Origin of the sequence: Jeotgalicoccus halotolerans (genome assembly GCF_003387165.1) — a bacterium.
Classification (GTDB): domain Bacteria; phylum Bacillota; class Bacilli; order Staphylococcales; family Salinicoccaceae; genus Jeotgalicoccus; species Jeotgalicoccus halotolerans.
Map to the genome: position 1 here is coordinate 102,038 of NZ_QUMW01000010.1, position 10,594 is coordinate 112,631.

Sequence of the window (10,594 nt, forward strand, 5' to 3'; positions counted from 1 at the left end):
CTATATGCAGTTGAACTGCCCGGTGTAGATTGTTATTATTTAGACGTTGTGTAAAAAATCCTCAAAAGGAGTGAAGTAATGACAAATCATTCGTCATCATCTGAGAAGTCAAAAAAAATATCATATGTTTTCGTGTTTGCAGCAATTATTGTAGGATTTCTTGTAATTATAGGGGCAATATTCCCCGATAGATTTGGTGAAATTTCAGGTTCCATTTCAGGATGGGTTACAACTTACTTCGGCTGGTATTACATGATACTCGTCACAGTAATCGTATTCTTCTCTGTATTTCTCGTTTTCAGCCCTATTGGAAAACTTAAATTAGGACAGCCGGATGATACTCCGGAGTTCAATACCCTTTCCTGGATTACTATGCTGTTCAGTGCCGGCATGGGAATCGGTTTGGTATTCTATGGTGCCGGAGAGCCAATGGCTCACTTTATGTCACCACCAACCGCAGATCCCGGGACAACAGAAGCCTTGGCTGAATCTATGCGCTCAACCTTCCTTCACTATGGTATTCATGCATGGGCTATATACGGGATTGTCGCTTTAGCCCTTTCATACTCTAGTTTCAGAAAAGGAGAAGTTGGTTTACTTTCAAAAACACTCCGCCCTTTATTCGGCGATCTTGTTGACGGCTGGCTCGGAGTTGTTGTTGATGTCCTCGCTGTTTTTGCAACTGTTATAGGTGTTGCGGTATCTCTCGGTATCGGTGCAATGCAGGTTAACGGTGGACTAAATTACTTATTCAACATACCTGTAAGTCTTTTGACACAGGGTATCATTATAACCGTGGTCACAGTTCTGTTCTTAATCAGTTCCTGGAGCGGACTCAGTAAAGGTATTCAATATTTAAGTAATCTGAATATGATTCTTGCCGGTTTATTGTTTGTCATTATTCTTGTTGTCGGACCGACAATGCTTATCTTAAATGTAATGACGACAGGCACAGGCGGCTATTTAAGCTCCTTATTATATAACAGCTTTGATGTTGCCCCTCTGAATGCTCAAAAAACTGAGTGGCTGAGTTCATGGACAATTTACTACTGGGGCTGGTGGATGAGCTGGAGTCCATTTGTCGGTATCTTCATCGCACGTGTTTCCAAAGGCCGTACAATCAGAGAATTCATTATCGCGGTACTTCTGGTACCGACTGTTATTGCTATTATCTGGTTCAGTGTATTCGGTATCACGGGCATTTCAACAGGTCTTGCAAATAATGAAATCTTCAATATGGCGGCCGAAGTTCAATTATTTGCTATATTTGATGAATTACCGATGGGCACAATCTTATCGATGCTTGCCATCTTATTAGTGTCATCATTCTTTATCACATCGGCAGACTCTGCCACATTCGTTCTCGGCATGCAAACATCGCACGGTGATTTAACACCTTCAGGAAAAACTAAGCTTACATGGGGAGTCGCTCTTTCCGCCATAGCTTTCACATTATTAGCTGCAGGCGGAGAAACAGGATTAAACGCCCTGCAATCTGCAGCAATTATTGCAGCTCTGCCTTTCAGCTTTGTCGTTATTGCGATGATGGTTGCCTTTTATAAAGACGCGAACAATGAGCGTAAGTACCTAGGATTATCCATCACTCCAAATAAAGAGCGTATGAAAAACTATAAAGAAAGCTCTCTTGAAGAATATCAGGAGGAACTTGAAGCTTATGCTGACGAAGATAAGCCTAGAGGTGTATAGAAATAAAATGACAAAAGCGTTCCGGTGAATTAAATCACTGGAACGCTTTTGTTTTATTGAAGTTTTCCCTGAGCTGCAATATCTATTTCTTTAACTACTTCATCATTATTGATGAGATAAGCTTTATGATATAAATTCGAAACAGGACATATATGGTTCGGAATAATTCGCACTTTATCGCCGATATTTACACTTTGATTAAATGCACGGTTGTAAATAATTGCATGCTCATCAAATACACCGTAAACATAAACTCCATCATATTCTTTAATCTTACCAAACCCTTCTGTCGCGGTCAGCCCTTTGCTGCGCGACTGCGCTGTCAATCCCTTAGCACCGACATCTGTAATAACACGTTCATCTGTCGGCTTACTGATTACAGTAGTCAAAACGCTCGCTGCTGAATGATCATAAGAGTTAATCGCATTAGATTGTGAACCATCCATCAGGATATACGTTCCCGGTCTGATTTCAGTCACTCCCTCAGGTATGTCGAAACCGAACATAAATGGCGGAGTTGAACCGATGCTGACTGTTTCAATATCAAAATCCATATCTCTCGCGATATTTGCAAAATGCAGTGTACGGGTTGTTGCCGTCATAAATAAGTCATAACAGTCATCTTTGTCGACAGCCTTATACGTATGACCATCATGGGAGAATATTCCTTTCAGTTCCACATTTTTAGATGCTCGTATACTATTTAACAGTAATTTGTAGTCGATTTCCTCAATGATACCGGAACGCTCCTCGCCGACTTCAATTTCAATCAGCACCTGGGCTTTTTTATCGGCACCTTCAAATACTTCGTCAATTTCTTCGATATGGTGAATGCTGTCCACACCGAAACAAATATTTATCTGTTCAGCCAATTTTTTAATTCTTTCCAGTTTCTGTTTGCCGACAATCTGATTGGCGATAAAAATATCCTTGAGTCCGTATACAGCCATGATTTCCGCTTCCCCCACTTTGGCAACGGTAATGCCTGTTGCCCCGTGATCTCTTTGCTTCATTGCTAAATATGGCATTTTATGTGTTTTCGTATGCGGTCGTAATTTTACGTTTTTGTTTTTCGCGTAAGCACTCATGTATTCCAGGTTTCTATTAAGCACAGTTTCATCAATTAATAATGCAGGCGTATCTATGTCTTGGTAATTCATAATTCAAGCCCCTTATCCTTATGATTATTTAAATGCTGTCTTAAACCTATAATAGCAAAGATATACCGTATACAGCTGATTAAGAAATTAAATAATCAGTTGCATAGCAGCTCATCTTCGTGGCTGTGATGCTTGCACTCTACCTGTACAGTCACATGTCCGATATTTTCATGTTTCATCTGATTTTCAATGTGCTGGACAATTTTTTGTGTTTCATGAACATTAAGAGTGCCGTTGACCACTGCGTGGACACTCATGGCATTAACTCCGCTCGTTATACTCCAAATATGAAGATGGTGCGCATCCTCAACGCCTTCGATACTGTTAATTTTATTAATTATAGTATCTACATCGATGCCTTCCGGCACACCTTCCATCAGCACATTAACTGACTGGCGCAGTATTCTGAAGCCGCTGACTGCAATTAAAACTGCGACGATAACACTTGCGAGCGGATCCATGAAGCCCCAGCCGAAAATCATAATGGACAAAGCAGCTATTATCGCTGCTACAGAACCGAGCAGGTCGCCGAGTACATGCAGCAGTGCGCCTTTCATATTCAAATTATCATGAGTATCCCCGGACATTAAAATTTTAGCAACGATAATATTAATAATCAGACCGATTGAAGCGATTATGAGCATCCCAGCCGACGCAACTTCCGGCGGATTTACAAAGCGGCCGACAGCTTCTGTTGTAATGAACACAGCAATTATAATCAGTGTGACACCATTAAATACCGCTGCCAGTATTTCAAATCTGCGGTAACCGAATGTCTTTGCTGCGTCCGCGCTTTTTTCGCCCATCTTAAATGCGGCAAGAGCCACCGCAAGGGAAATCGCATCGCTCAGCATATGACCTGCATCTGACAGCAGTGCAAGACTATTTGTCAGCACTCCTCCAATAACCTCAACTATCATAAATGATGTGATTAATATTAAACTTATGGTTAGCGCTTTTTTATTCGCCCCATGTGTATGATCGTGATGATGATTGTGATTATGTTCCGCCAAAGTTCCCACCTCAATTTATCAATTTTTACTATTATTTCCCTATTTTCAAGTGTAGTATATATTTTAACATATCCAAAAATGTAAGAAGGTGCAATTTTATGAAGAAAAAATATCAACTCTATTTATTATATAGCAGTATTTTCCTGATTTTCCTAGGAATAAGTCTTGTCATCCCGGTTCTCCCGTCAATTATGAATGAACTGAATATCAGCGGTGCAGGTGTCGGTTATTTAACCGCCTCTTTTGCTTTTACGCAATTAATCTTCTCTCCATTTACAGGTCGTGCCGCAGATAAGTTCGGACGTAAAATTATTATCGTTCTCGGGCTTTTTATCTTTGCATTTTCCGAGCTTTTATTCGGTATTGGACAATCGATTGAAGTGCTATTTGTTTCGCGAATGCTCGGCGGTTTGGCCGGTGCATGTATTATGCCTGCTGTAACTGCTTTTATCGTCGATTTAACAACTGATAAAAACAGAGCCCGTTCTCTTGGTTATATGACAGCAGCTATAAATTTCGGTTTTATTATCGGACCCGGAATCGGCGGAGTGCTGGCTGAAATAGGTACCAGATTGCCTTTTTTCGTCGCAGCATCACTTGGTTTACTGGCAGCATTCGGAGCCATATTCATGCTCTCTGAACCTAAAAAAATAACAGAAGTTGCAGCTGATAAAACTGAAGTTACAACAAGTAATTTCAAACGTCTATTTACACCGATATTTTTTATTGCCTTCCTCGTTATTTTTATATCATCATTTGGACTCGCAGCTTTTGAATCTTTCTTCAGTCTGTATTTCGACCGTAAACTCGGATTTACACCGACTGATATTGCAATCGCAATTACAGGCGGCGCCATGATTGGAGCCTTTGCACAAATAGTTTTATTCGAACCGTTCACGCGCCGCTACGGCGAGCTGAATATTATAAGGGTATCGATTATATATACAGCAATACTTGTTTTTGCAATTACATTTTTAGAATCGTACTGGGCTGTCATGGCCGTCGCCTTTATCATCTTTATAGGTTTTGATTTGATACGTCCGGCCGTTACGACCTTCCTGTCACATATAGCTGGTAATAACCAGGGATTTGCAGGCGGCATGAACTCTTTTTTCACATCGCTTGCGAATGTTATCGGTCCTGTTATTGCCGGTGTCTTATTCGATATAAATTTGGATTTCCCGTACTACTTCAGTGCATGTGTTCTCGTCATCGGATTCTTTATCACAGTATTTTTCTGGCGCGATCCGCGTAAAGCATAATGTCATTCGAAAGTCTGAATTACGCGTTACATCGGCATTACAGCATGCCAAACACTTTTATTTTCAGTCCTCCTTATGCAATAATGTTTAATGGAAAGAAAATATAAAAAAATTTTTCGTATATTACTGGAGGGTTATATTCATGAAAGACGAAATTGTAGATGTAACCATAATCGGCGGCGGACCTACCGGTTTATTTTCTACTTTTTATGCGGGCATGAGACAGATGTCTGTCAGACTGATAGACAGTCTGCCTGAACTAGGCGGTCAATTAACGGAATTATATCCGGATAAATATATTTATGACGTCGGCGGGTTCCCTAAAATCCTTGCTAAAGATTTAGTTTCCAATCTCGTGACACAGGCGCAGTATGCAGAACCTGACCTTCACCTTGGAGAAACAGTTCAGTCATACGAGCGCAAAGATGATCACTTTGTTTTGAAAACTGATCAAGGTGAATACCTTACAAGAACTATCTTAATTACAGCAGGCGTCGGAGCTTTCCAGCCGCGTAAAATCGGCCTTGAAAACGAAGCTGATTTCGAAGGAACTTCACTGCAGTATGCCGTTAGAGATCTTGAGAAATTCAGAGACCAGGATGTTGTCGTACTCGGAGGGGGAGACTCTGCTCTCGACTGGGCACTGATGCTGCAGGAACTTGCTAAATCAGTAACACTGGTACACCGTCGCAACCGCTTTACGGCACATGAAACGAGTGTTCAGCAGGTAATGGATTCACCTGTGGAAGTTAAGACATCATTGAATGTCACTGAAATAAAAGGTGAAAATGGACAGATTGATGAGCTGGTACTGACTGCAAAAGACGGTACTGAAGAAGTCATTAAAGCAGACCAGCTGATTGTTAACTTCGGTAATATTTCGTCACTCGGGCCATTAAAAGAGTGGGGGCTTGAGCTTGAGAAAAACTCCATTAAAGTTAATGCTCATATGGAAACAAACATACCCGGCATATTTGCTGCAGGTGATATAACGACATTTGAAGGTAAAGTTAAACTGATTGCGACAGGCTTCGGTGAAGCACCGGTAGCAATTTCATACGCTAAATCTTTTTATGATCCAAAATCACGCTTACAGCCTAAACACAGTACAAGCGTCTTTAAACAAGACTAAAAAAATTCCGTATGCAGTGACCTGGTACCTCCTAAGTCTACAGATTTTTTATTTCATCTGTAAACTTAAGTGACATCAGGTCACAGATTTAATGCATACGGAATTTTTGTATTTGCTTCTGATGTTTCATGTGAAACTAGAGTTGTTTATCCTGTCACAAGTCTTAAACCAATTACTGCGATGATGATAAACGACAGGTACATAACACGTTTATAACTCGCAGATTCTTTATAAAAGATAATTCCGATTAATGCACTTCCTACTGTTCCAATTCCTGTCCATACAGCATAAGCAACACCTAAAGGAATAGTTTCCATAGCAAATCCAAGCAGGCCAAGACTGATCGGAAATCCGATGAGCAGCATCAGCCAGCCTTTTAGTTTTTTACCCTGGCCGATTAAAGACATACCTGTTACACCCGCTACTTCCATGAATCCTGCCAATATTAATATCAACCAGCTCATTTAACATCCTCCTCATAATCTGTCACTGTTTTCAGACCGATAACTCCAAATACAAGCAGTGTCACAAAAATAATAATGACAATATTGAATACTCCGCCGAAAACAATAATATCCAGCAGTACTGTCCCGACCGCTCCAATACCGACAAAGACCGCGTATACTGTGCTTGCCGGCATTTTCGTCGATACGTATACGAGCAGTCCAAAGCTGACAACAACGGCAATAACCGTCAGCCCCCATTCAAACCACGTATCAGCATATTTCAAGCCTGTTGCCCAGCCGATTTCAAACATAGCTGCAATAATGACTAATAACCACATAAATTTTCTCCTTTTTAATTCTTAAATTTAAGAATTAAAAAGCCCGGAAGAATAACTTTCGTTACTCTCCCAGGCTTTTATCCTTCCGTGTATTGGAATTAATTCCAGCGTTTCCTATCGGTCCAGACTTAAATAATTTAACGGAACCCTAGAAAACTTCTTATTCAGTTACTTATATCATAAATTATTATTTTCTAAGAGTCAACTTCAGTCTCAGTATTGATAACTCCGTAATGCACTTTACTCGTCTTTCTGATTTGCTGGATGAAACCGAATTGTTCAAATCGTCTGCTTCTGAAGTGATCTTTCAAAACAACTTTTTTGGCTGCCACACGTTTTGCCTCATTTATCGCAGTTTCTGACAATGTTTTGGACTGTGTCACGGCGGAGATTGCTCTTAAGCTCTCAGAATTACTGATTTTTTCTTCGAACATCGGATCAAAATAAACAATATCAAAACTGTTATCTGCCAAGGTTTTTAAATATGTCTCGTGGTCTTCATGCAGCACTTCAACATTTTTCATTGCATCGCTGATAACTCCAATATTCGTATCATATGACGACAGTCCTTCTTTAGTCAGCAGGTAAAGTATTAAACTGTCTTCCAGTGCCGTTACTCTGCCAGAATTTCCGACTGTTAAACTCGCGATAACACTATCTGCTCCGAGTCCCATCGTGCAGTCTAAAAATGACATACCAGCTGTAAGTTCTGCCGCTTCGACCAGGGCGTCGTGTTCATTTTTCAATAATCTTTTAGCACGGACCATGGAAAAGTTCGGATGGTACTTGACCGAATCGTTTCCAGTGAGCGGTGTAATACTGATACCATCTCTTCCAACGACTAATACATCGTCATTGTAACGCTCCCGAAGTTCTTTAACAGAGCGCTTTTTACGCATTACAAAGTCCAGCTTGTAACGTATAGCGATATCCTTAGCTTTTTGTAATGAATGTTCATTATAACGGCCGCCTGTTGTTACTATCATCATCTTTCTCCGTTCTGTATAATATGCTTATCAGTATAGTTTACCATGGTATTATTAACTAAATAAGATAAACGGAGGATGCTGAATGACATTAAAGAATAAGCTTACTCAATCAGAACAGGAAGAACTGCTGAACACTCTCGAATCCCGTTTTAATACTCATATGGAACGCCACGAAAATATCTCATTTCAGAATATCGCTGATAAACTGAATGATACACAGCTCACTGCACTTTACAATATGGAAGCCACAGAAGGTGAACCTGACGTTATCGATTTTGACGGCACGCTTTATTTTGCAGACTGTTCAAAAGAAAGCCCGAAAGGACGGCGCAGCGTTTGTTATGATAGAGCTGCCCTTGAAGCGAGAAAGAAATATAAGCCTGATAACTCGGCTGTGGATTTAGCAAAAGAAATTGACATCGATTTACTCACTGAAGAAGATTACAGACTCCTGCAGCAGTTCGGCGACTTTGACCTGAAGTCTTCAAGCTGGGTTAAGACTCCTGATGAGATTAGAACTCTCAGAGGAGCTTTATTCTGTGATAAACGTTACAACACAGTCTTCCTTTACCATAATGGAGCCGATTCTTATTATGGAGCACGCGGTTTTAGAGGAAAGTTAAAAATCTAAGAAAAAAGACGGCAGCCGCCGTCTATTATTTGTTTTCGATATATTCTTTTATTACCACTGCCTGATTGTGCTCTTCGTCTTTAGCTGCGTATAACAGTGTGACATTGTGGCCGTCTGAGTCCTTTTTAATTTGATCTACCAGATCTTTTCGTTCTTTTAATTCTTTTTTATACTTCTTTTTAAATTCTTCCCACTTATCAGAATCGTGATCAAACCACTTTCTTAAATCCGACGATGGTGCGATTTCTTTATACCACTCATCATGTTCCAAATCTTCTTTTTTAATGCCGCGCGGCCAAACACCGTCTATCAGAATCCGCTTGCCGTCCTGTTGCGAAACGTCATCGTAGACACGTTTTAATTTCAGCATAGTATCATCTCCGAATAACATATTATATTATTCTTTACCCTTCTTTTTTTGATTCATTCATCGCTTCTTCTCTCGTCTTGTTTAAAATCATAAAGTCCAGCTCTTCTTTCGACATCGATTTTAATGTTTTATATTTTAACAGGAGGAATACCGTACCGAGTATAATCCAGCAAAGTAAAGCATAGTAAGATGGTGCTGTTAAGGCTGCCGGCGAGCCCGGGAATAATAGCAGTATCAGGAATACTAGTGAAATGATTACACCGAGTACACCAAATATTACATAAACAATATTTTTATGTTCAGCTCTTGCAAAGAATTTAACAGTCACTGCACTCGTTGCCAGAAACGCTACTGATACACCCACTGATGACATATCAACAATCCAGCTTAAAGCAGTTCTCCCGAGCCAGGGAGCAATCAAACATACTGCCAGTACGAATAAGACTGCATAATGCGGTGTTTTGTTTTTCTTATGCACTCTGGCAAAAACTGCCGGTACAAAGTTTGCACGCCCCATCGCGAAAATCAGTCTGGAAGATGACATATAAAACCCGTTAAGCCCCGTAAAAATACCGAATGATATTGAAAATGCGAGAAATACCATTCCAACAGTGCCCATAGACGACTGTATAACAGAACCTGTTACCCAGACTGCCCCGTCCATTGAGTTCTGGTCAGGATAGATCCATGATGTTACTAAAATCATTGCAACATAGGTTAAAATAGACGCGACAATCCCAAATACAATTAATTTAAATGTTTTGTCAGCACTGAATTTAAATTCTTCAGCTGCCTGAGGAATATTATCAAATCCTACATACATCCAGGGCGCTATTGCCACGATTAAGATAATCGAAGTCCATACTCCCGCTTCATTATTAAAGAGAGGCTGTGCATTTTGAAATGAAAATTCTCCGGTGAAAAATGACGCGAACATTAACCCTGCTACAACAAAGGCCATGAACAAACAGAATATAAACTGCAGATTCCCGGAAAGACCAGAACCTTTAATACTGATAAACGCGAATACTATGAGTACTGCTGACGACAGGATGACTTCCATAATGTAAACATCCCATCCTGCGATGGTGTATAAGTAACCAATCTCGAGAAAATCCGGGAGTACAAATTTAAACAGCAGACTAAACGCACTCGCATTCAGAGCAACTACACATATATAACCCAATACTAAAAACCATGAGGCAATAAAGGCGCTGAATTTACCGAATCCCGCGTATGTAAATGCGAACTCTCCGCCTGATACGGGAAACTTGGCTGTCAACGCACCGTAGCCTACCGCAATAATCAGCATCAGTATACCGCCGATAGTAATTCCGAGCGCCGCACCGAGTGTACCTGATGAAATCAGCCAGTCTCCCGGTAAAATAAATGCACCCCAGCCGATTGACGACCCGTAAGCTATCGCCCATATGAAACGTTTAGACATTGTATTATCTAATTCTGTTCTCGTCTGATTATCAGCAGACATATTTCCAACTCCAATTTTTTATTAATTCTTGTGAACAAGTATCGCATAGTAAAGGAT

General features: G+C 40.4%; 11 protein-coding genes and 1 riboswitch. Of the genes, 4 read left to right on the top strand and 7 right to left on the bottom strand.

Annotated features, from left to right (window positions below; translation table 11 throughout):
* Nucleotides 1-78 precede the first annotated feature (78 nt).
* The gene (locus tag DFR63_RS05265; protein ID WP_115884897.1) at nucleotides 79-1,707 is read left to right on the top strand and encodes a BCCT family transporter; all 1,629 of its coding nucleotides are present in this window, start codon (nucleotides 79-81) and stop codon (nucleotides 1,705-1,707) included.
* Between the two features lie 53 nt (nucleotides 1,708-1,760).
* Here DFR63_RS05265 and DFR63_RS05270 read toward each other — a convergent pair whose 3' ends face one another.
* Both DFR63_RS05270 and DFR63_RS05275 read right to left on the bottom strand, forming a co-directional pair.
* Nucleotides 1,761-2,867 (bottom strand): alanine racemase, encoded by a 1,107-nt coding sequence (locus DFR63_RS05270; protein WP_115884898.1) that lies wholly within the window; start codon nucleotides 2,865-2,867, stop codon nucleotides 1,761-1,763.
* A gap of 95 nt (nucleotides 2,868-2,962) precedes the next feature.
* Complete coding sequence (locus DFR63_RS05275; protein ID WP_245954140.1) at nucleotides 2,963-3,880, bottom strand: cation diffusion facilitator family transporter; 918 nt, start codon at nucleotides 3,878-3,880, stop codon at nucleotides 2,963-2,965.
* A gap of 41 nt (nucleotides 3,881-3,921) precedes the next feature.
* On the opposite strand from DFR63_RS05275, the gene DFR63_RS05280 reads away from it, so the two are divergent.
* Together DFR63_RS05280 and DFR63_RS05285 are read left to right on the top strand one after the other, a co-directional pair.
* Complete coding sequence (locus DFR63_RS05280) at nucleotides 3,922-5,142, top strand: MFS transporter (RefSeq protein ID WP_115885065.1); 1,221 nt, start codon at nucleotides 3,922-3,924, stop codon at nucleotides 5,140-5,142.
* Between the two features lie 142 nt (nucleotides 5,143-5,284).
* Entirely contained in the window at nucleotides 5,285-6,274 is a 990-nt protein-coding gene (locus tag DFR63_RS05285; RefSeq protein ID WP_115884899.1) for an NAD(P)/FAD-dependent oxidoreductase, read from the top strand.
* Between the two features lie 146 nt (nucleotides 6,275-6,420).
* On the opposite strand, the gene DFR63_RS05290 is transcribed toward DFR63_RS05285, so the two are convergent.
* The 3 genes from DFR63_RS05290 to DFR63_RS05300 all read right to left on the bottom strand — a co-directional run bounded on the left by DFR63_RS05290 (nucleotide 6,421) and on the right by DFR63_RS05300 (nucleotide 8,044).
* On the bottom strand, nucleotides 6,421-6,738 hold the full coding sequence (locus tag DFR63_RS05290) for a DMT family transporter (protein ID WP_115884900.1): 318 nt from the start codon (nucleotides 6,736-6,738) through the stop codon (nucleotides 6,421-6,423).
* The gene (locus tag DFR63_RS05295; protein ID WP_115884901.1) at nucleotides 6,735-7,058 is read right to left on the bottom strand and encodes a DMT family transporter; all 324 of its coding nucleotides are present in this window, start codon (nucleotides 7,056-7,058) and stop codon (nucleotides 6,735-6,737) included. The genes DFR63_RS05290 and DFR63_RS05295 overlap by 4 nt, the downstream gene beginning before the upstream one ends.
* Nucleotides 7,059-7,122: 64 nt before the next feature.
* Nucleotides 7,123-7,221: riboswitch (guanidine-I (ykkC/yxkD leader) on the bottom strand.
* Between the two features lie 31 nt (nucleotides 7,222-7,252).
* On the bottom strand, nucleotides 7,253-8,044 hold the full coding sequence (locus tag DFR63_RS05300; protein ID WP_162842289.1) for a class I SAM-dependent methyltransferase: 792 nt from the start codon (nucleotides 8,042-8,044) through the stop codon (nucleotides 7,253-7,255).
* 85 nt (nucleotides 8,045-8,129) lie between these two features.
* Between DFR63_RS05300 and DFR63_RS05305 the strand changes: the two genes are divergently transcribed.
* Nucleotides 8,130-8,678 (top strand): DUF4256 domain-containing protein, encoded by a 549-nt coding sequence (locus DFR63_RS05305; protein WP_115884903.1) that lies wholly within the window; start codon nucleotides 8,130-8,132, stop codon nucleotides 8,676-8,678.
* 25 nt (nucleotides 8,679-8,703) lie between these two features.
* Here DFR63_RS05305 and DFR63_RS05310 read toward each other — a convergent pair whose 3' ends face one another.
* Together DFR63_RS05310 and DFR63_RS05315 are read right to left on the bottom strand one after the other, a co-directional pair.
* Nucleotides 8,704-9,048 (bottom strand): DUF488 domain-containing protein, encoded by a 345-nt coding sequence (locus DFR63_RS05310; protein ID WP_115884904.1) that lies wholly within the window; start codon nucleotides 9,046-9,048, stop codon nucleotides 8,704-8,706.
* A 34-nt stretch (nucleotides 9,049-9,082) separates the two neighbouring features.
* Nucleotides 9,083-10,537 (bottom strand): APC family permease, encoded by a 1,455-nt coding sequence (locus DFR63_RS05315; protein ID WP_115884905.1) that lies wholly within the window; start codon nucleotides 10,535-10,537, stop codon nucleotides 9,083-9,085.
* Nucleotides 10,538-10,594: the final 57 nt, after the last annotated feature.

Excerpts from the sequence above, each read along its gene's own strand:
- DFR63_RS05265 (WP_115884897.1), top strand. The coding sequence starts at position 79 with ATGACAAATCATTCGTCATCATCTGAGAAGTCAAAAAAAATATCATAT.
- DFR63_RS05270 (WP_115884898.1), bottom strand. The coding sequence starts at position 2,867 with ATGAATTACCAAGACATAGATACGCCTGCATTATTAATTGATGAAACT.
- DFR63_RS05285 (WP_115884899.1), top strand. The coding sequence starts at position 5,285 with ATGAAAGACGAAATTGTAGATGTAACCATAATCGGCGGCGGACCTACC.
- DFR63_RS05290 (WP_115884900.1), bottom strand. The coding sequence starts at position 6,738 with ATGAGCTGGTTGATATTAATATTGGCAGGATTCATGGAAGTAGCGGGT.
- DFR63_RS05295 (WP_115884901.1), bottom strand. The coding sequence starts at position 7,058 with ATGTGGTTATTAGTCATTATTGCAGCTATGTTTGAAATCGGCTGGGCA.
- DFR63_RS05300 (WP_162842289.1), bottom strand. The coding sequence starts at position 8,044 with ATGATAGTAACAACAGGCGGCCGTTATAATGAACATTCATTACAAAAA.
- DFR63_RS05305 (WP_115884903.1), top strand. The coding sequence starts at position 8,130 with ATGACATTAAAGAATAAGCTTACTCAATCAGAACAGGAAGAACTGCTG.
- DFR63_RS05310 (WP_115884904.1), bottom strand. The coding sequence starts at position 9,048 with ATGCTGAAATTAAAACGTGTCTACGATGACGTTTCGCAACAGGACGGC.
- DFR63_RS05315 (WP_115884905.1), bottom strand. The coding sequence starts at position 10,537 with ATGTCTGCTGATAATCAGACGAGAACAGAATTAGATAATACAATGTCT.